18 protein-coding genes are annotated in these 20,387 nt (G+C 62.1%); 6 read left to right on the top strand and 12 right to left on the bottom strand.

Going from position 1 to position 20,387, the window contains the following annotated elements:
* Positions 1-105 precede the first annotated feature (105 nt).
* Positions 106-1,137: a protease SohB gene (gene sohB / locus AD666_RS17025; protein WP_053154317.1), complete on the bottom strand. Its 1,032-nt coding sequence runs from the start codon at positions 1,135-1,137 to the stop codon at positions 106-108.
* Positions 1,138-1,366: 229 nt separating this feature from the next.
* On the opposite strand from sohB, the gene AD666_RS17030 reads away from it, so the two are divergent.
* The 4 genes from AD666_RS17030 (at position 1,367) to AD666_RS17045 (ending at position 5,304) form a co-directional block, all read left to right on the top strand.
* Positions 1,367-2,077 (top strand): histidine phosphatase family protein, encoded by a 711-nt coding sequence (locus tag AD666_RS17030; RefSeq protein WP_053154320.1) that lies wholly within the window; start codon positions 1,367-1,369, stop codon positions 2,075-2,077.
* 52 nt (positions 2,078-2,129) lie between these two features.
* On the top strand, positions 2,130-2,447 hold the full coding sequence (locus tag AD666_RS17035; RefSeq protein ID WP_053154322.1) for an SCP2 sterol-binding domain-containing protein: 318 nt from the start codon (positions 2,130-2,132) through the stop codon (positions 2,445-2,447).
* Positions 2,448-2,658: 211 nt separating this feature from the next.
* Complete coding sequence (locus tag AD666_RS17040; RefSeq protein WP_053154325.1) at positions 2,659-4,377, top strand: hydrogenase maturation protein; 1,719 nt, start codon at positions 2,659-2,661, stop codon at positions 4,375-4,377.
* A gap of 63 nt (positions 4,378-4,440) precedes the next feature.
* Positions 4,441-5,304, top strand: a complete 864-nt coding sequence (locus AD666_RS17045; protein WP_053154328.1) for a LysR family transcriptional regulator — start codon at positions 4,441-4,443, stop codon at positions 5,302-5,304.
* A gap of 64 nt (positions 5,305-5,368) precedes the next feature.
* Here the strand turns inward: AD666_RS17045 and AD666_RS17050 are convergent, their stop codons facing one another.
* Complete coding sequence (locus AD666_RS17050) at positions 5,369-5,605, bottom strand: YdcH family protein (protein WP_053154331.1); 237 nt, start codon at positions 5,603-5,605, stop codon at positions 5,369-5,371.
* Between the two features lie 230 nt (positions 5,606-5,835).
* Here AD666_RS17050 and AD666_RS17055 point away from each other — a divergent pair, with 230 nt between their 5' ends.
* The gene (locus tag AD666_RS17055; protein ID WP_053154334.1) at positions 5,836-6,357 is read left to right on the top strand and encodes a DUF4142 domain-containing protein; all 522 of its coding nucleotides are present in this window, start codon (positions 5,836-5,838) and stop codon (positions 6,355-6,357) included.
* Positions 6,358-6,426: 69 nt separating this feature from the next.
* Here AD666_RS17055 and AD666_RS17060 read toward each other — a convergent pair whose 3' ends face one another.
* From AD666_RS17060 to AD666_RS17090, 7 genes are all read right to left on the bottom strand, one after another.
* Positions 6,427-6,696 carry a hypothetical protein gene (locus tag AD666_RS17060; RefSeq protein WP_053154337.1) on the bottom strand — a complete coding sequence of 90 codons (270 nt, stop codon included), beginning with the start codon at positions 6,694-6,696 and terminating at the stop codon, positions 6,427-6,429.
* Positions 6,697-6,803: 107 nt separating this feature from the next.
* Positions 6,804-8,915 carry an ATP-binding protein gene (locus AD666_RS17065; RefSeq protein ID WP_082339822.1) on the bottom strand — a complete coding sequence of 704 codons (2,112 nt, stop codon included), beginning with the start codon at positions 8,913-8,915 and terminating at the stop codon, positions 6,804-6,806.
* A gap of 168 nt (positions 8,916-9,083) precedes the next feature.
* Positions 9,084-12,179, bottom strand: coding sequence for an error-prone DNA polymerase (locus AD666_RS17070; RefSeq protein ID WP_172679643.1), 3,096 nt, complete (start codon positions 12,177-12,179; stop codon positions 9,084-9,086).
* Complete coding sequence (locus AD666_RS17075) at positions 12,155-13,570, bottom strand: DNA polymerase Y family protein (protein ID WP_053154343.1); 1,416 nt, start codon at positions 13,568-13,570, stop codon at positions 12,155-12,157. The genes AD666_RS17070 and AD666_RS17075 overlap by 25 nt, the downstream gene beginning before the upstream one ends.
* Positions 13,571-13,577: 7 nt before the next feature.
* A complete protein-coding gene (gene imuA, locus AD666_RS17080) occupies positions 13,578-14,210 on the bottom strand; it encodes a translesion DNA synthesis-associated protein ImuA (RefSeq protein WP_053154346.1) in 633 nt (210 codons plus the stop codon).
* Positions 14,210-14,827 carry a transcriptional repressor LexA gene (lexA, locus tag AD666_RS17085; RefSeq protein ID WP_053154350.1) on the bottom strand — a complete coding sequence of 206 codons (618 nt, stop codon included), beginning with the start codon at positions 14,825-14,827 and terminating at the stop codon, positions 14,210-14,212. Before lexA ends, imuA begins: the two co-directional genes overlap by 1 nt.
* Before the next feature lie 43 nt (positions 14,828-14,870).
* A complete protein-coding gene (locus AD666_RS17090) occupies positions 14,871-15,920 on the bottom strand; it encodes an AraC family transcriptional regulator (RefSeq protein ID WP_053154353.1) in 1,050 nt (349 codons plus the stop codon).
* 204 nt (positions 15,921-16,124) lie between these two features.
* Here AD666_RS17090 and AD666_RS17095 point away from each other — a divergent pair, with 204 nt between their 5' ends.
* Complete coding sequence (locus tag AD666_RS17095) at positions 16,125-17,069, top strand: transporter (protein ID WP_053154356.1); 945 nt, start codon at positions 16,125-16,127, stop codon at positions 17,067-17,069.
* Between the two features lie 145 nt (positions 17,070-17,214).
* On the opposite strand, the gene AD666_RS17100 is transcribed toward AD666_RS17095, so the two are convergent.
* From AD666_RS17100 to AD666_RS17110, 3 genes are all read right to left on the bottom strand, one after another.
* The gene (locus AD666_RS17100; RefSeq protein WP_172679648.1) at positions 17,215-18,471 is read right to left on the bottom strand and encodes a DSD1 family PLP-dependent enzyme; all 1,257 of its coding nucleotides are present in this window, start codon (positions 18,469-18,471) and stop codon (positions 17,215-17,217) included.
* A 26-nt stretch (positions 18,472-18,497) separates the two neighbouring features.
* Positions 18,498-19,796, bottom strand: a complete 1,299-nt coding sequence (locus AD666_RS17105; RefSeq protein ID WP_172679649.1) for a D-arabinono-1,4-lactone oxidase — start codon at positions 19,794-19,796, stop codon at positions 18,498-18,500.
* Between the two features lie 117 nt (positions 19,797-19,913).
* Complete coding sequence (locus AD666_RS17110) at positions 19,914-20,273, bottom strand: cytochrome c5 family protein (protein ID WP_053154365.1); 360 nt, start codon at positions 20,271-20,273, stop codon at positions 19,914-19,916.
* Between the last annotated feature and the right edge of the window lie 114 nt (positions 20,274-20,387).

Raw genomic sequence — 20,387 nt, forward strand, 5'->3', positions numbered from 1 at the left:
CTGATCCGGTCATGCCGGTTCAGGGCTTTTTTTGTCGTCGATGACCAGCGGCCTCTTGTGGGAGCGAATCTGCTTGCTCCCACAAGAGATTGGCGATGATTGGTATTACCAGAACCGCTGCTGCGTCAGGCGACTCCACCAGTTCAGCAGCAGCCGGTCCACCGAACCGCTGGCAGCCACGCCGATACGCTCCTGCAAGCTTTTGCGTTCGGCGTAGTGCAAGTGGTAGAGCTCGGCAGTCTTGGCGCGTTCGGCCAGGTACTCGTCACTGGTCTTCAATTCGTCCACCAACTGTTTGCCCAACGCTGCGACCCCTAGCCAGACTTCACCGGTCGCTACTTCATCAATGGCCAGTTGCGGCCGGTAGCTGGACACGAAACGCTTGAACAACTGGTGGGTGATGTCCAGGTCTTCCTGGAATTTCTCCCGGCCCTTCTCGGTGTTTTCGCCGAATACCGTCAACGTGCGTTTGTATTCACCGGCCGTCAGGACTTCGAAGTCGATGTCATGTTTCTTCAACAGGCGATTGACGTTCGGCAACTGTGCCACCACACCAATGGAGCCGAGAATGGCGAACGGCGCGCTGATGATCTTCTCGCCGATACAGGCCATCATGTAGCCACCGCTGGCCGCGACCTTGTCGATGCACACCGTCAGGGGTATGCCGGCTTGCCGGATCCGTGCCAGTTGCGAAGAGGCCAGGCCGTAGCTGTGGACCATGCCGCCACCGCTTTCCAGCCGCAGTACCACTTCGTCCTTCGGGGTCGCCAGGGTCAGCAACGCGGTGATTTCATGACGCAGGCTCTCGGTGGCCGATGCCTTGATATCGCCATCGAAATCCAGCACGAACACCCGCGACTTGGCCGCCGGCTTGTCCTTCTGTTTCTTTTTGGCCTTTTCAGTCTTGCCTTCGCTCTTGCGCAAAGCCTTGAGCTGATCCTTGTCCAGCAGCGTCTGTTCCAGGCGCTCACGCAATCCTTTGTAGAAATCGTTGAGTTTGCTCACCTGCAACTGGCCGGCCGACCTGCGCCGCCCCTTGCTGCGCAATGCAGCAAAACTGGCCAGCACCACCAGTATGGCGATCACCAGCGTCACGGTCTTGGCCAGGAACCCGGCGTATTCGATAAAAAACTCCACGATGACTCCTAATAGATTCAACTCACCGCTCGGGGGCGGATACCAGACGCTCCCAGCATACCCATGCACCCGCATCGCTGCCAGCCGGGAAACCTGTGGTTACCTTACGCCGGACGAGGCCGGACAAGGCTGTAACGAGCATTTCAAACAAGCGTATGTTTTTTCATTGACAGCTCTCCGTCATCCTCATAACCTCGCCAGACCTTCAACGTACCGGGAAGACGCGGACGTGGGCAGTATTTATCTGATTCGACATGGCCAGGCCTCCTTTGGTGCGGACGACTACGATGTTCTGTCGCCCAATGGTGTCCGCCAGGCGCAAGTGCTGGGAAGTCACCTGGCAGAGCTCGGTGTCGTGTTCGATCGCTGCCTCTCGGGCGACCTGCGCCGCCAGCAGGACACCGCCACGGGCGCGCTGGGCCAGATGTCCGCCGCCGGGCTGCCGGTGCCTGGACTGGAAATCGACCCGGCGTTCAACGAATTCGACGCCGACGCGGTGATCCGCGCCCTTCTGCCGGACATGTTGCCCGAAGAACCCGAGGCCCTGTATATCCTGCGCAACGCCGCGCAGAACCGCGCCGAATTCCAGCGTATCTTCGCCTTGATCATCGAGCGCTGGCTCAGCGGCCAGTACGACCCGCCAGGACTGGAAAGCTGGTCGGGTTTCGTGGAGCGGGTCCAGGCCGGCCTGCATCGTCTCCTGGATCAGGCCGACAACACCCACAAGATCGCCGTGTTCACCTCCGGCGGCACCATCACCGCCCTGCTCCACCTGATTACCCGGATCCCTGCCCCGCAGGCCTTCGAATTGAATTGGCAAATCGTCAACACCTCGCTCAACCACCTGAAATTCAGGGGCCGCGAGGTCGCCCTGGCTTCCTTCAACAGTCATGCCCATCTACAACTGTTAAGGACCCCGGACCTCATCACTTTTCGCTGAGGTCGAATTACCACAGACCCTTGCTGTATCCACCCGAATAAGGATCGAAACCATGACCTCCGTAGTCGACGCCGTACAAAAGATGAAAGCCAAGTTCAACGCCGAAGCCGCCAAAGGCCTGGACCTGGTGTTCGGTTTCAACATCACCGATGAAAACAAGCAGTACGCCCTCATCGTCAAGAACCAGACCTGTGAATTGCAGGAAGGTGAAAACGCCGATGCCAACTGCACACTGGTCATGGACAGCGAAACCCTCAAGGGCATCGTCAGCGGCGAAACCGACGGCATGCAGGCCTTCTTGGGTGGCAAGCTGCGCGTCGAAGGCGACATGATGCTGTCGATGAAGCTGTCCGAACTGTTCCCGGCCTGAGACCAGGCGCCCTCGCGGGCGCTGCCCGGCTGCCAACGAATCCCGCCCCGAGGCGGGATTCGTGTTTCTGCCCTTCCGAATCTCCCAAGGGCACACAACCTTGATCCTCGTCAGTTCATCCTCATCCCTCCACCGCTAACTTGGCGTCTCCATCAAGGCCAGGGACGGCTCATTCGGAGCCTGTGCCCGCTCATCTCAAGGAAAGAGACCCATGCCTGCACTGAAGATCATTCTTCTGTCGACCGCCTTCAACGGCCTGTCCCAACGCGCCTGGCTGGCGCTGCGCGAAGCCGGTCATCGTCCCAGCGTGGTGCTGTTCACCGATAGCGACTCGGTCTGTCGACAAATCGAAGCAAGCGACGCCGACCTGGTGATCTGCCCGTTTCTCAAGGACCGCGTCCCCGAGCGGTTGTGGCGCAATCCCCGCCGTCCGGTGGTGATCATTCACCCTGGCATTGTCGGCGATCGCGGCGCCAGCGCTCTGGACTGGGCCATCATGCGGCAAGTCGAACGCTGGGGCGTGACGGCACTGCAAGCGGTAGAAGAGATGGATGCCGGGCCGGTCTGGGCCACCTGCGAGTTCAACCTGCCCGAGGGTTTGCGCAAGTCCGAGCTGTACAACGGCCCGGTCAGCGATGCGGCTATCCAGTGTATCCATGAAGTGGTGGAGAAATTCACCAATGGTTTCGCACCGATACCACTGGATTACAACCGTCGTGACGTGATCGGCCGCCTGCAACCGAACATGACCCAGGACGACCGGACCTTCAGTTGGCACGACAGCACTGCATTCATCAAACGTTGCATCGACGCCGCGGACGGCCAGCCCGGCGTGCTGGCAAGCCTGGCCGGTGACCAGTTCTATCTCTACGACGCCCATGCGGATGTCCGCCGTGGCTTGCCCGGCACGCTGCTGGCCGTGCGTGACGATGCGGTGCTGGTGGCGACCGGCGATGCGAGCCTGTGGATCGGTTCCCTGCGTCGCAAGCCACAACCCGGCGAGCAGAACTTCAAGCGACCGGCGCGCCACGTACTGGCGGGGCAACTCGACGATGTCCCGGTGCTCGACGGCTCGCTGGCCCGGCATTCCTTCAGCGATGAGGCCTACCAACCCATTCGCTACCGGGAATGCGGTCATGTCGGGGAGCTGACGTTCGAGTTCTATAACGGCGCGATGAGCACCGAACAATGCCGACGCCTGGTGGACGCACTGCGCTGGGTCAAGTCCAGGGATACTCGGGTCCTGCTGATCCGGGGCGGACGCGGCAGTTTTTCCAACGGTGTGCATTTGAACGTGATCCAGGCTGCCACCGAACCCGGCCTGGAAGCCTGGGCCAATATCCAGGCCATCGATGACGTCTGCCTGGAGTTGCTGAACGCCCGGCAACTGGTGGTTTGCGGGCTGACGGGCAACGCCGGGGCCGGCGGTGTGATGCTGGCCCTGGCCGCCGATATCGTGTTGGCGCGCAGCGACATCGTGCTCAATCCCCACTACGCGACCATGGGTCTGTACGGCTCCGAATACTGGACCTACAGCCTGCCGCGCGCGGTCGGCCCGGACATGGCCTGGAAGCTCACCCAGGACTGCCTGCCCATCAGCGCACGCCAGGCGCTGCGCTACGGCATGGTCCAGGAGATTGGCCCACGTTGCCTCGATGAATTCGGCCTTTGGTTGCTGCAACGGGCCAATGGCGCGTGGCTCGATCCGGCCTATGAAGCCATCCGGACCCGCAAGGCCGAACGGAGCCTGCCGGCGATCCAGGCGTGTCGTGACGGTGAGCTCAAGGAAATGCGTCACGACATGGTGGACAACCGCCGCGGTTTCGCCGAGAAGTGTCGCCACTTCGTCTTCAAGCACAAGGCCTGCCGTACGCCCGAGCGCCTGGTTGCGCCATGGGCGCGGGTGGCGCAGGTCGAAGCCGTCCAGTGACTGCCGGTATCGGGGAGGCGAGCCAGCTCTTACAATGCCCGCTTCCCCAGCATCGGCTTGAACATGGACATCGACCTCGCCCGCACCTTCTTGGAAATTGTCCGCCACGGCAGCCTCGCCGCCGCGGCTGACAAGCTGCACGTCACCCAAACGGCGATCACCGCCAGGGTCCAGAAGCTCGAAAGCCAGTTAGGCTGCGCGCTGTTCGTGCGCAATCGCGCCGGCGCACGCTTGACTCCAGACGGCGAGGCCTTCGTCGTCTACGCCAATCAACTTGTGCAGACCTGGGAAGCGGCCCGTCGGGACTTGCCATTGCCCGAGGGCTATCGCAATGTCCTGCACATCGGTGGCGAGGTCAGCCTGTGCAACCCGTTGATGCTCAGTTGGGCCCGGGAACTGCGCCAGAAAATCCCCGGCCACGCCTTGCGGATGGACATCCGCGATGGCGAAAAACTGCTGCAGCAACTGGAATTGGGTCTGCTGGACGCGGCGGTGGTGTATCAACCCGAGTACTGGCCAAGACTGCAGGTGGAACAATTGCTGGAGGAGAAACTGATCCTGGTGCGCCTGGCCACGTGCCCCGAGCCCTACGTGTACATCGACTGGAGCAGCGATTTCCGTCGCCAGCACGACACGGCCTTGCCGGACAAAGCCAAGGCCGCCGTGACCTTCAACCTGGGCCCACTGGCCCTTCAATACATCCTGGAAAACGGTGGCAGCGGCTACTTCCGCACGCGCGTCGTGCAAAGCTACCTGGACAGCGGCATTCTCGAACGGGTACCCAAGGCACCTGAATTCAACTACCCCACTTACCTGGTTTATTCCCGGGATCGGGATTCAGCGGCCTTGCAACAGGCGTTCGAAGTGCTGCGAGCCATCATCAGGAGCGGCAGCGACTGGTCCCAGCGCTGGGACCCGTTGAGCTGATCGCCCCTGGAAAAACCGTTGAAAGGGCCGCTCGCGGCCCTGTGGGATGACCCTCGCCACCCGTTTATTTCTTCAGGTGCAGCACGATTTGGTCCTTGATCATCAACCGCTCCTTCTTGAGTGTCTCCAGGGCAGCGTCAGGCATTCCCGCGGATGTCGGCTTCTCGGCCTCTACGACCTCGGCATCGAGTTGGGAGTATTTTTGGAGTAATGAATCCAGTCTTGGATTCTCGCTGCGCTTTTGCTGGATCTCGTCCTTGGTGAAGTTGAGATCCTGGGACAAATCATGGGGCACCGGCATGGAACACCTCCTTTGGTGGTTCGGTGGCAAGCACCTTGACGGGGCTCGTCAATTATCAGGATGGCCTCGCCAACGGGGTTCTGTCGACCGTCAATCCGACCAGCGGTGACCGTTCGTCGTACCGCAGCGCTTTCCAATCAAACCTTTGCCCGCACGCCGTCCTCCATTGAACAGTGATACCAAGAATCACGCGTACAAACTGTTCGTACAACCTGTATGGAGATTGACCAATGGACGGAATTACCCTGCGCCGACTCGGCCTGGCAGTAGCCCTGAGTACCAGCATGGGCATGGCTTGGGCCGCGAGTTCCAACGACTTCGTCGACGACGCCGCGGTCGGTGGCATTGCGGAAATCGAAACCAGCAAATTGGCCCTGGAAAAAAGCGCCTCGGCGGATGTGAAAGCATTCGCCAACACAATGATCACCGACCACACCAAGGCCAACCAGGAACTGATGTCGCTGGCCAAACAACACCACATCGAAGTACCGGACGAAACCACGCTGATGAAGAAGGCCAAGGCCAAGATCCTCGAAGTACGCGACGAATCCTTCGATGCCGCCTATGCGAACAATCAGGTCAAGGCCCACGAAGAAACCATCGCCTTGTTCAAGAAAGAAGCCGAGACCGTGACGGACGACAAGAAAGCGGGCAACACTGAGCTCAAGGCGTTCGCTCAGAAGATGTTGCCGCACCTGCAAGAACATTTGGAAATGGCCAAGAAACTCCAGGCCGCTCATCCCAGCAAATAACGTTTTGCTACCTGCATCGTGAGTAAAAAAGGGTCGTCCCAGGAGGACGACCCTTTTTGCGTGATGCCATCAACCGCCGTCGGTGTCGATATCGGCGTCGGTACTGTCACCCGATTTCGGCCGGTCTGGATCGGGCTTGAAGCCCGGGCTGAAGGTATTGTCGTTCTCGTGGTGATGTTGTTTCTGATCGACCTCCTCGGCAGCGCTCTGCGCCTGGTCCGCTCCCGCCGGGCCGACCGGACTGGCACCCGGCACCTGGGGATCGATAGCCGGGTCGTTACGCGGTGATGAGGTCTGCGTCTGACCTTGATGCTGAGTGTTTGCAGGCTTGTCGTTCATGGACACCTCTTCCCGACAGGGGCTCTTGACAGGGGCCGGCGCGATGACCGGCCTTGATCATTCGAAGGGAGCCTTGCAGCTTCGGTTCCATTTGTTTGAGCCCGCGATCAGCCGTTGAGCACCGCCCTGACCATCTGCGTCAGGGCGTCCGGCCCGTAGGGTTTGCTCAGCAGATGAGTGTCCGGGCTCAACTGGTGGTTGCGGGAGATGATGTCCCGGGTGTAACCCGAGGTGAACAGCACCGGTACCGGCGGGGTCTGTACCTTCGCCCACGCCTCCAGGTCCGAACTCTTGATCAGACCGGGCATGACCACGTCAGTAAAAATCAGGTCCACCGAGGCGCCTTCGAGCAGCAACTTCATGGCCACGTCGGCGTTGGGGGCCGTGATGGTTCGATAACCCGCCTGTTCCAGCAGCTCTACCGATGCACCACGCACGTCGTCGTTGTCCTCCACCACCAGGATCGTCTCATGCTTGCCAGGTGCCAGTGGGTGACAGTGTATTTGTTCCCCGGTTTCTGGCTTGTGGCTGCGGGGGAAATACATCTGCGCCCGCGTGCCCTCGCCTACGTCGCTGGTTATCTCGATATGACCGCCGCTCTGCTTGACGAACCCGAACACCATGCTCAGTCCCAGGCCGGTACCCTGGCCGTCGGTCTTGGTGGTGAAAAACGGTTCGAACACTTGATTCAGTACATCGGGCGGCATGCCTGCGCCGCTATCGATCACCGACAGTCGCACATAATCACCTGCCGGGATGCCCTTGCCGGCACAGTCCGACTCATCGAGCACGATGTTCTCGCCGACCATGCGGATGGTGCCCTCGCCGCCCATGGCATCGCGGGCGTTGATCGCCAGGTTCAACAGCGCGTTTTCCAACTGATTGCGATCCACGTGGATGCACCAGGGATCGTCGGGCAAGGTCACTTCGATCCGGATGGTCTCGCCCAAGGCCCGCTGCAGCAATTCGACCAGACCATCGAAAATGCGCCACGGGTTGTAGACCATCGGCGACAACGGCTGGCGACGAGCGAACGCCAACAGTTGCGAGGACAACTTGGCGCCCCGCTCCACGGCTTCAATGGAAGCACTGACCCGCCGCTGCACGTTACGGTTGTCCGGTTCGTGGCGCGCCAGCAAATGCAGGTTGCCGGCGATCACTTGCAACAGGTTGTTGAAGTCATGGGCCACGCCGCCGGTGAGCCCGCCAATGGCTTCCAGTTTCTGCGATTGACGCAACTGCTCCTCGGCCGCCAACCGCGCCTGGACCTCATCGGCTACCCGTTGCTCCAGGTCTCGGGTAAACCTGAGCAGCGACGCTTCGGCAGTCTTGCGCTCGTTGATGTCGATCAGCACGCCAGGGAAACGCAAGGGCCTGCCCGCCGCATCGAACTCGCACCGGCCACTGGCTTGTACCCATAGATCGTCATCCCCAGATCGACGAACCCGATACTCGGCATTGAAAGGGCCGCCCGTGCGCAAGGTCAGCTCGATCCGTTGGTTGAGCTCATTCAGGTCGTCGGGATGAATGCGCTGGCGGGCGACCTCGATGGGCAGCGCATCCAGCGACGTGTCCGGTGGGTAGTTGAAGGTACGGGCGAAACGCTCATCGCCCGACAGCGTATCGGATTGGATGTCCCAGACGAACGAACCCAGCAAAGGCCCGGCGGAAAGGGCCAACTGAATACGCTCGTTGACGGCACGATAACTGCGCTCCGCCTCCTGGCGCGCTCGCTCGGACAAAACCAGTCCGGTGGTTTCCACGACAATCGCCAGCACACCGGCCGGGGCCTGGTCATCGTCGGGCACGGGGCTGTAGAACAGGTCCATCCACACATCTTCGGGCTTGCCATTGCGCAGCAGCACCAGCTCCTTGCTGCGATAGGACAGAGTGCCACCGGCCAGGCAGACGTCCAACACGTGACGGTTGAACTCGGCCACCTCCGGCCAACCCAGTTCCACCGCGCATCCCAACAGATAGGGGTGACGCCCGCCGGCAAACTCGGCGTAGGCGTCGTTGTAAATCATGAAGCCCTGGCGCCCCCACAACATGACCATCGGCAAGGGCGAAGCCAGCAACATCTGGACGGCACTGCGAAGGCTGGCGGACCAGTGTTCGATAGCGCCCAGTTCAGTCTGGCTCCAATCGTACGAGCGGATACGCCGGGCCATTTCACCGCCCCAACCGGGACACCCGTAGTGCTGGGATAAGAACTGCATGGGTCGACTCTGAACCTCGAATACCTGCCGGGAAATCGGCTTGCGAACTTCTTGTGTTCAGAGCTTCGAGCATGGGGTTGGCGTTTGGTTTCATGTTCAAGCCATGGTGATGGCAGTAAAGTCAGAATCCATGGGCACAGACACACCGCCATCGCGAGCAGGCTTGGGTCAACGAAAATCGCGACTGCGTACGTTGATGCCTGCCAACAGCCCGGTCAGGTCGCTCAAGCGTCCGGCGATCAGGTGGCGCACTTCGCCGACGCTTTCCCAGCGTCCATCGACCCTGAGCAATTGCGACCCCACCAGGATTTTGCGTTGGCGCTCGGCCAGGTCGCGCCAGACCACCACGTTGAGGTTGCCGAATTCATCCTCCAGAGTGACGAAGGTCACGCCGCTGGCCGTGCCGGGGCGCTGGCGGCCGGTGACCAGACCGGCGACGCTGACGTTGCGTCCATGTTCCACGTCCTGCAATTCCCGCGAACTGCGACAACGCCGGGCGCGCAGTTCAGGACGCAGCAGGGCCAGCGGATGGGGGCCCAGTGTCGTACCGAGCGTGACGTAATCGGCGAACAGATTTTCGCCGACCGACGGTTTGGGCAGCATCACAGGCGGCTCTTCCTGGCTGGGCAAACCGGCGAACAGGCCCAATTGTTTTTGCACCCCGGCCACCTCCCAGCGGGCGCGATGACGATCCCCCGCCAGGCCGCGCAAGGCACCGGCATCGGCCAATTGTTCCAAGGCCCGTGCATCGAGTTGCGCACGCTCGCCCAGGTCAGCCACGTCATGGAAAACCCGTTGCCGACGTGCCACTTCGATGCGCCGGGCATCGTCCTCGCGAAAACCCTTGATCAGCCGCAAGCCCATGCGGATCGCCGGTTGCCGGCCTTCCAGGGGCTCCAGACTGCAATCCCAGTCACTGGCGCGCACATCCACCGGACGGATCTGCAATCGATGCCGGCGGGCATCCTGCAGGATCTGGTCCGGGCTGTAGAAACCCATGGGCCAGCTATTGATCAGGGCACAGGCGAACGCCGCCGGTTCGTGGCATTTGAGCCAACTGCTGACGTAGGTCAACAAGGCGAAACTGGCGGCGTGGGACTCGGGAAAACCGTAATTGCCGAAGCCCTTGATCTGCTCGAAGAGTTGCGCGGCATATTCAGGGCTGTAGCCGTTTTTACGCATTCTGTCGGCCAGACGTTCCCGATGAGGCTCAAGACCACCGTGGCGCTTCCAGGCAGCCATGGAACGGCGCAACTGATCTGCTTCGCCGGGCGTGTAATCGGCAGCAACGATGGCGATCTGCATGACCTGCTCTTGGAACAGCGGGATACCCAAGGTGCGCTCAAGCACCTCTTCCAATTCTGGCGAAGGGTAGATGACAGCCTCCTCCCCGTTTCGCCGTTTCAAGTACGGATGCACCATTCCGCCCTGGATCGGGCCTGGCCGAACGATAGCCACCTCGATCACCAGGTCGTAATACTTGCTGGGCCTGAGCCGAGGCAACATGGCCATCTGCGCCCGTGACTCGATCTGGAACACGCCGATGGTGTCGGCGCGGCTGATCATCTCGTAGGTGGCCGCATCGTCACGGGGCAAATCCGCCAGGGTGTAGCGCTGCCCCCGATAACGCTCGATCAGGTCGAAACAACGGCGGATCGCACTGAGCATGCCCAACGCCAGGATGTCCACCTTGAGCAGCCCGACCGCATCCAGGTCATCCTTGTCCCACTGGATGATGGTGCGCTCGGCCATGGCAGCGTTTTCCACCGGGACCAGGGTGTCCAGGGGTCGTTCGCTGATCACGAAGCCACCGGGGTGTTGGGACAGATGGCGGGGAAAGCCGATCAGTTGTTGGGTCAGGCTCAGCACCCGGCGTAACACTGGGCTGTCCGTGTCGAAACCACCCTCACGCAACCGATCCAGCGGCGGAGCTTCGTCGCTCCAGCGGCCGCAACAATCGGCCAGGGCGTTGACCTGATCCGGCGGCAGGCCCAGGGCCTTGGCGACGTCCCGCACCGCACCGGCCCCGTGGTAACTGCTGACCACCGCCGTCAACGCTGCCCGATGACGACCGTAGCGCTGGAAGACGTACTGCAACACTTCTTCCCGGCGCTCATGTTCGAAATCGACGTCGATGTCCGGCGGCTCGTTGCGCTCCCGGGACAGGAATCGCTCGAACAACAGGTTGGTCTGGCTCGGGTCGATTTCGGTGATACCCAGGGCATAACACACCGCCGAGTTGGCCGCAGAACCACGTCCCTGGCAAAGGATGTTCTGCTTGCGAGCGAAGCTGACGATGTCCTGTACGGTGAGGAAATAGCTGTCGTAGCCCAGTTCGGCAATCAACGCCAGTTCGTTGTCGATCTGCCGCCGGACCTTGTCTTCCACACGTCCTTTCCAGCGTTCACGGATGCCACGTTCGGTCAGCTCTCTCAGCCAGGACGCCGGATCATGCCCTTGCGGCACCAGTTCACGAGGATATTGATAACGCAACTGGCCGAGGTCGAAGGTACAACGCCGAGCGATGTCCAGGGTCTCGTCGAGCAATGCGCGAGGGTAGAGATCGGCCAGGGCCTGGAGACTGCGCAAGTGCCGCTCGCCGTTGGGGTGCAGACGCTGGCCGGCCTCGGCCACCGTGACGTGGTGGCGGATGGCGGTCATGGTGTCCTGCAAGGCGCGACGTCCACGTACGTGCATGTGCACGTCGCCCGTCGCCACGGCGGGAAGCCCAAGGTGCTCGGCCAGCGCCAGCAGGTCGGTCAGGCGACGCCGGTCGTCCTGCCCGCAATGCAATTGAACGGACAACCACAAGCGCCCGGCAAAAATCGATTGGAGCCAACGCCCCTGCTCCTCGGCGCTCTCGTCAGGCACCCACAGCACCAGCAGCCCCGGCAAGGGTTCATCGAAATCCTCCCGCACGATGCGATAACGGCCCTTCTCGCTGCGACGCCGGGCGCGGGTGATCAACCGGCACAGGGCTTGATAGCCCTCCAGGTTTTCCACCAGCAACACCAGTTTCGGACCGTTCTCGATCTGGATCTCACTGCCGACGATCAAGTGCAGTTTCAGTTCCCTGGCCGTCTGCCACGCCCGGACGATCCCGGCCAACGTGCATTCGTCGGTGATCGCCAGGGCCCGATAGCCTTGTTGACTGGCCCGCCGGCACAGCTCCAGCGCACTGGAGGCACCGCGCTGGAAACTGAAGTTGGACAGGCAATGCAGCTCGGCATATTCGACGCTCATGCGAACCAGCCTTGCAGCCACAGCGGCCCGCCCTCGCCCACCGGTCGATAGGCCCAGCCGCGTTGCCCGGCGCGGGTTTCGACCAGGTAGTAATCCCGACGCACGTCGGCCCCGTCCCACCAACCGGTCTCGATACGCTCCGGGCCCATGAGGATACGCGCCTGGCCTTCCGGCAAGACCTGGCATTCGTCCAGCAACCAGCCAGGACGCTGTACACCGGCGCGCACGGGACAGGGCTGGGGCTGGGACGACATCTGCCAGGCACATTCAGGCCGGTGGTCATCACGAAAACCCAGGCCCTGCACCGCCTCATCGCCCAGTCGTGCCCGCAGCCGTTCCCGCAGTTGCTCCCAAGGCAAGGATTGCTGAGGGCGCTCATCGAACAATTCCAGACGCTGGGGTACGAAACTCGGCAGGTCTTCGGCACACAAGCGAAAGCCACGCACCGGCGCCTCGACCTGCACCTGCTCCAACCGGCCACGGGCCAGTTCGAAGAGCATCGACGGCTCGCGTTCGGCGCTGAGCAGGCCGACCTTGATCACGGTGTCCGGCAACCCGGCATGCTCCAGGTGCAGGTCAAAACGCTGCACACCGCTGTCGCGACCACACAGGAAGGCCGACAGATCCCCCGTCAATCGACGCAACGGAAACAGCAGCGCCTGGTGGGACTGGACGTCGTAATTGAGTTCGATGCGCACATCGAAACGGTCCGGCGGCAAGTAGAACGACAGCGCCAGGGTGCGGCTGCCGATCAACGCATCGAGGTGCTTGAGCACCTGGGCTTCGAAGCGTCGCGCCAGGGTGTGCCGGGGCAAGGACTGGACCTGCCCCAGGCAACGCAGCCCCATGCGCGACAATGCGGTGGCGACGTCGGGCGCAAGGCCGATCCGGTCCACCGGCATCTGCGCCAGGCGTTGTTGCAGGGTTTCGGCATCGGGCACCACCAAGGCATCGTGGGCATTGGCGAGCACCCGGGCCGCCACCGGGTTCGGAGCAGCGACGATGCGATGACGAAACCCCAGCTCGGTCAGTTCGGCCCGCAGCCGCGCCTCGAACACCGGCCAGGGGCCGAACAGGCCCAGGCTCGACTCGATCTCGAACAACACCGTGCGCGGGTAATGCACGCTGACCTGGGAGCTGAAACGGTAGGCCCAGGCCGCCAGGAACTGTTGCCAGCGCTCGATCTGCGCTGCGTCGTATTCGGCGGTGGCAAAGCCTTTGCTCAAGGCCTGGGCGGCGGTCATGGTCTGGCCGGGGCGCAAACCCAGGGCCCGTGCCGAGTCATTGACCGCTTGCAGCACCCGACGCTGGGGCGGGCCGGTCAGCAGCGCCAGGGGCTCCTCGGGATCGGGGCGCTGGCGCAGCGCGGCGTCCAGCGCCAATTGCGGGAAAAGAATGCAGACCCAGCGCATCGCAACCTCAATACCCGGTTCGTGATGCAGGTGTAGCGAAGGCAATCGGCCCGGAATGGGCCAAGCCACCTCGGCATTTGAGCACGCGCAATTGCCCGGGCCGGGCATCGATGGCGATGCGCAGTGCGGCCGGCGACGGGTTGACGGCTTCCTGGATCGAGCGCCAGGCGAATGCCAGGGTCTGGCCGGTTTCCGCCGCCACTTGCAGGCGGCGCAGGGCCCGGTCGTCCGCCTGGCGAGGCCAGCACAGGACCGCGCCGCAACTGCCCGAACGCAGGCACTGTTCGGTGGCCCAGAGGGCATCGCGCTCGTCGGCCCGGATCACCGACAACTGGCGCAGGTCTACCCCGGCGTTCTGCCAGGCCTGGGGATAGGGCACGAACGGCGGCGCCACCAGCACGATCCGCTCCCGCGCCGCCGACAGCCGCGCCAGGGTCGGCCACACCAGTTGCAACTCGCCTACGCCCGGCGCGGCCAGGAGAATTTCCGTCAGCGCCGCCTCCGGCCAGCCGCCGCTGGGCAACGCCGCGTCCAGGGCGGCATGGCCGGTGGGTTGCGGGCTGGCGGCCGGCGGCGCAGGGCGGCCCTTCCAGACCTGGCCGCCGTTGAACAGCGTATCCAGCGCAACGACCGCTCCCATCAGCCTTGCCTCAACAGGCCACAAAACACCCCTTCTATCGCCAGGTCCCGGTCGGCCTCGACGATGATCGGCTGATAGGCCGGGTTGCGCGGCAGCAAACGCACCTGTTCGCCGACTCGCTCGAAGCGCTTGATGGTGACCTCACCGTCGAGCCGTGCCACCACGATCTGCCCGTTCGAAGCCTGAGGCGTGCGTTGTACGCCCACCAGGTCACCGTCGAGAATGCCGTCGCCGATCATCGAGTCGCCCTGGACTCGCAACAGGTAATCGGGCGCTTTACTGAATATCGCCGGGTCCAGCATCAGGCGGTCATGAACCTCGGCATCGGCACCGATGGGCAGGCCGGCGGCCACCCGTCCCAGCACCGGCACGTCCAGCAGCTCCGGGCGCGGCGGCTGGTTCAGCAATCGGATGCCCCGGGCCTGGTGCGGATTGACTTCGATAAAACCGGCTTCGGTCAGCGCCAGCACATGCTTGCGCGCCACGCTACGGGAGGCAAAACCGAACGCCTCGCTGATTTCAGCGAGGCTGGGAGGCTGGCCCTGATCGGCGATGCGCTCGCGAATGAAGGTCAGGATGGCGGTGCGGCGGGGAGTGAGTGTCGTCATGGAGTACATTTGTACTCTTGTCGGTTTTTTCTGACAAGCGCCGCCAGTCAGTTCACAGGGTCGTGCTGTGAGCCTCGGCCCCTTCACTGCGAAACGCGCTGGGGCTCATGCCGGTCCAGCGTCGGAACGCCCGACGGAAACTGCGCACATCGCTGTAGCCCACCTCCTCGGTGATGCGTTCGATGGACAATCCGGGATTGGCCAGCAGGATGAGGGTCCGTCCGCGCCGCACCTGCTCCAGCAAGGCTTCGAACGTCAGGTTGTGTTCGGTCAGACGACGGCGCAGGGTGCGGCTGCTCATGTTGAGATCGCCGGCGATTTTCTCGATGTGGCTGCCCCGGGTCAGGTCCCGGGCAATCGCCCGTTCCACGGCCTGGATCAGGTCGATCTTCTGATGCCCCTCGGCGGCCTCCTGTTCCAGCAAAGCCAGGGCCTGACGCAGGGCCAGCGGGTGGTGATTGGGCAGGCGCAGGTCCAACCAGCGGACATCGATCAGCATGCGATTGTGCCGGCATCCAAAGCGCACGACGGGGCCCAGTATGCGCTGATACTCCTGGGCATAGGACGGCGCGGCATGCATGAACTCCACGGCTTCGGGCTTGAAATCCGACCCTGCCAGTGCCCGGCCATAAACCATCAGGCTGGCGAAGAATTCCTCCACCGCGAACACCTGGATCTCGGCAAAGGGCAGCCGGCAGCTCGCCTCGACCATGATCCGCTCCGGGGTTTCTTCGACGCTGGTCACCGCGATTCCGCCGGTGGTGTGCTGGTAACGCACTCCCAGGGCGAAGGCATCGCGCAGGGTTTCGCACAGCGACAAGACATGCCCCAACAAGCCCAGGGTGCCCAGGACGTTGCGATCGCCGACCCACAATCCCAAGCCCTTGTCGGGCAACAGCTTGAGCGCCCGTTGAATCATGACGACGGCCTGACGATAGGAAATTCGTTGCGCAGGATCCTGTAGATCGTCGAGACCGAACCCCAGCCCGCGACACAGGCCGGCCGCGTCGAAGCCTTTGTCCGTCACGACTTCAGCCAGGGTTTGCAGCAGGAACGGCGACACCAGCGCCAGTTCATAGGTAGGGTCGATGACTTTGAGCATGGGCGGGTCCGGGGCACGTTAGGAGGCGTTTTTGTAACCGGTTATTTCATGAACGTTAGCATGAGCCAATGCAACGGGGGATACAAAATGTGGCCGCCCAAGTCCCCTGTGTGGCCGCCAATACCCTGCCCTACCGGTCACGAACGGCTTATTTCTATGGCTCGGACTTTAGGTGCTTCTCCAACAATAATAACGAGCTCCCCCATGAACCCGATCCGCACGACATTCGCCTTGCAAATGACCCTGGGCCTGGCCTGCGCTTGCGCTTTGCCGGCACTGGCCACCGAAACCGGTGTCGATAACATCGGCCCCGGCACCGACGGCTTTTTCGTGTTGCCGCTGGAGGTCGACAGCCTTCCGGACAACATGTTCGCGTTCAACCTGTATTACAACCATTACAAGGCTCGGAAATTCAACATCAGTTCATTGGGCGGTGAAGTACCCAATGTGGAGATCGAATCCACGGCAGTGGTCCCGCGTATCGATTACCTGAGCCCGCTGCGGGTGGCAGGCGGACGGTTTGGCATCTATATCGCCCAGCCCTGGCTCAAGCAGGAAATCTCGGTGTTCGGTCTGCAGGACACCCGCGAAAGCATGGGCGACACCACGATTTCACCCATCGTGCTGTGGGACATGGGCAAGAACCTGACCCTGGCCGCCGCCGTGGAAATCACTGTGCCGACTGGCGAATACGACGCGGATCGCCTGGCCAACACCAGCACCAACTTCTACACCTACAAGCCGCTGTTCTCCTTCACCTGGCTGCCCACGGAAAGAACCGAGGTGTCAATGAAGACCACTTACAGTTTCAACCGCGAGAACAAGGACACCGATTACCGTTCGGGGCAGATTTTCCACTTCGATTATTCCGTCAGTTACCGCGTGACTGACAACCTGCGGCTGGGCCTAAACGGCTATTACCTCAAGCAGACCACCGACGACAAACAGTACGGACGCACCGTGCAATTCGCCGGGCAGGATGTGGACGATGGCGTGCGCGGACAGGTGTTCGCCATCGGCCCGGCGCTGCACCTGACGTTCCTCAAATACGCCAGCGCCGAGATCCGCTGGGCCAAGGAATTCGACGTGGAAAACCGGCCCGAGGGCGAAATGCTGTGGGCCAAGGTCAGTATTCCGTTTGAGCTCTGATTGACATCACTCATCCCGTGGGAGCGGGCTTGCTCGCGATAGCGGACTGACATTCAACATCGATGTCGACTGGACCTCTGCTATCGCGAGCAAGCCCGCTCCCACATTGGATCTGTGGCAACTCTTCTATCTCTCTGGTTGTCGGTCAGCTGTAGACCGGCCACGTCTCGACAATTCTTCCCCCACGCACCGCCAGCAGATCGCCGAATTGCAGCAACACCGACTCGGTCTGGGTCGGTCTCAGGAACACCTGGTCTTCCACCGCCAACCCTACTGCTTCGGAGCCGTTGACCATTTCCTGGTTGGAGCTGCGGCCATACAGGCCGTTGCTCTTCAAGCCGGGGGGCGATTCGAGGTCGGCCATCCAATTGCCCCCGTAGATGAAAAACGTGGCGCGCTGGTTCACGTCCCACCAGGAAAAAATCCGCGACGTGTCATCCAGCGCCGGGATATTCACCGCGCCGGTACGTTTCAACACTGGCGTAGCGATGTAGGCCGCCGGTACATGTTCACTCAGCGACGGCAAATCGTAATGGCTGGGCTTGAGCATGGCGGTGCCCACCGAGACTTCGGTGCTGAGGTTTTCCCGCTCATGCAGGCGATAACTTGGGCTGCCGGCGGTGTTGAACGTCAGGCTCGGGTGCCACAGGTCGGGGTAGCGCAAGCGGAGGAAATCCACCCGAGCGTTATAGATTGCCATGACCCGGGCCAGCAGGGTTTCCGGGCTCGCCAGCAGCTCCGGCACACCCATCCCGACGAAGGGGTCGTAGCCCATGAATCCGGCGAACTCCAGCTGCGCCGGGTGAGCGCGGATCAGCTTGAGCATCGCCTCCAGCGCCCCGTCATCGGTCACTCCGCCGCGATGCAGCCCCACATCCAGTTCGATATTGATCCGCATGCGCGTGCCGAGCCCCTGGGCCAGGGCCCGGTACTGCTCGAGACGTTCGGGCGTGTCCAGCAGCCATTGCAACTGGCGCGACGGATCGAACGCGCCTTTGTGAAGTCGATAGAACAGCTCGGCGGAACGCACCGGCAGGGGCTTGCCCAAGAGAATATCGGCCTCGGGAAACTGCCGCGCATCGTGATTGAGGAATGGCTGGTGGAATGACATCAATCGTCGGGTCTCGGCCCGCCGACCGATGTAATCGAGTAACCCGGGTGCCGGCAGGGATTTTTCCACCAGCCGCAATTGCTTGCCGGTGCGTCGGACCGAAGCCTTGACCACGTCGATGTTGTGATCGAGTCGATCCAGGTCGATCAGCATGACCGGTCGCATGGGGCCATGGGCCTTGAGTTCACGGTTCAGTTGGTGGAAATAATCGCTGTAGCCGCTGCCTTGATCCGTCGGCCGTAGCCAAGCCCCGGCACCCACCAGCAAGGCCCCGGTGCCCAGCGTCCCCATGAGGAAACGACGACGATTGAAGCCCATCAGCTCACCCCCAGAATCGATGAAAGGTGTCCGTTGAGAAATTTCCCGTCAGGGTCCAGGGCCTGGCGCACCTGAGCGAATTCGTTCCAGCGCGGATACAGCGCCCGAAGCGCCTTGGCGTTGAGCGAATGCAATTTGCCCCAGTGCGGACGGCCCTGGTATTTCCAGAAGATCGGTTCGATGGCCGCGAAGAAGTTGTGGTGATCCATCTGGTAATGCTGGTGCACCGAGATCGAACAACTGTCGCGGCCCTCGAACATGCTCAAGGCAATGTCGTCGGCCCGCACGTAACGGTATTCGATGGGAAACCAGGTGCGCAGGTCCTTGTCACGGATCAGCGCAAGGATCTCTCGCAGGCACGCCGGGCCGTGTTGGGCCGGCACCGAATACTCCATCTCGTTGAAACGCACGGTGCGGGCGTTGGCATAGATGTCATGGGAATCGCCGACCCGGTCGTCAAAATCCGCCACCAGCCGAAGGCTGTTGAGCAGGGCCCGTCGTGTGGCCGGAAAGTCGCTGCCATACTTGTCGAGCTTTTCGATCAGGGTGACGAATTCGTTGCCGCCCTCTTCTTCGGGGCTGATGGGGGGCGTGGCCGGGTCCTCGGTTTCGTTCAGGGCTATCGACAGTGCGTAGTCGGAATGGGTCACCACCTGCATTTCCCAGTGTTGGTTGTCCCTGGTGTTGGTTTCCACGTCCTCCAGCAACTCTTCGGTTTTCGCCACCCATTGGCGCTCGCGCAACCGATACGCGGCACGGTTCTGCAGGCGTACGCGGGTCACCAGCCCCAACGCGCCAAGCGATACCCGGGCCGCCTTGAAGACGTCCGGATGGCGATTGGCATCGCAATCGAGCACATCGCCACGGGCGGTCACCATCTGCAAGCCAACGACCTGAGACGCATACGAGCCAAAGGCCTTGCCGGTGCCATGGGTCGAGGTGGCAATCGCGCCCGCCAGGGTCTGGTAATCCACGTCCGCCATGTTCGGCAGTGCCTGGCCGATGGCCTTGAGTGCCGGCCCCATGCGCGACATTGGCGTACCACCGCCGAACTCGGCTTGCAGGCTCGCCGCGTCGTGATCCAGCAGACCGCTGAAATAACTCAACGACAGCAGCGTCCCATCGGTGGGCACCAGCGCGCTGAAGGAATGGCCGGAGCCCACCGGACGAATCCGTCCTTCGGCACGGCTCACCACTTGCACCAGCTCATCGAGATCCTTGGGCGCCAGGCGCGCTGCCGGAAGGCAACTTTGCCCGCCAGACCAGTTGCGCCAGGGAATCAGGCGCGGGGCGCGCATCAGGTCGGCCAGCGCGCCCTGGCTGCCCAGAGCCGTGAAGGCGGCGACAACACCCGCCTGCTTCAACAAGCAGCGCCGTGAATAACTCATCGTCATGCCTGGGTACCCATCTTCTTGTTATTGGAATTGTTGGCCGGACATAAAGGCGATCAATGCCATGAACTGCTCTTCGGAACAGTGCATGCACAACCCCATCGGCGGCATGCCGTTGTAGCCGTTGATCGCGTGGTCCAGCAGGGTGTCGGCGCCCTGGGCCACTCTGGGCGCCCAGGCATTTGTGTCACCCGTCAGGGGCGCTCCGGCGCCAGGGTTGGCATGGCAGAGCTTGCAACTGCTGTCGTAGATCTGGGCAAGCGCCGCGTCGGCGGGCATGGCCGTGAATACAGTAGATGCGGGAGGCCTGGCTTCTTCGCCGCAACCTGCGAGCAGCACAAAAGTAAGGACCTGCAACAACGTCCAAGGGATTTTCGCCGACATGGGAGCTCTCTTATTGTGGTCTGGCGGTTACCACACTAAGACATGCAGAGCCATCGGCTGAGGTCATTGCCGGCCAATAAAGGGGACTTGAACGGCCAGCGCAGACGAGCCTTG

Source organism: Pseudomonas sp. Pf153 (assembly GCF_001269775.1).
GTDB classification, from domain to species: domain Bacteria; phylum Pseudomonadota; class Gammaproteobacteria; order Pseudomonadales; family Pseudomonadaceae; genus Aquipseudomonas; species Aquipseudomonas uvaldensis.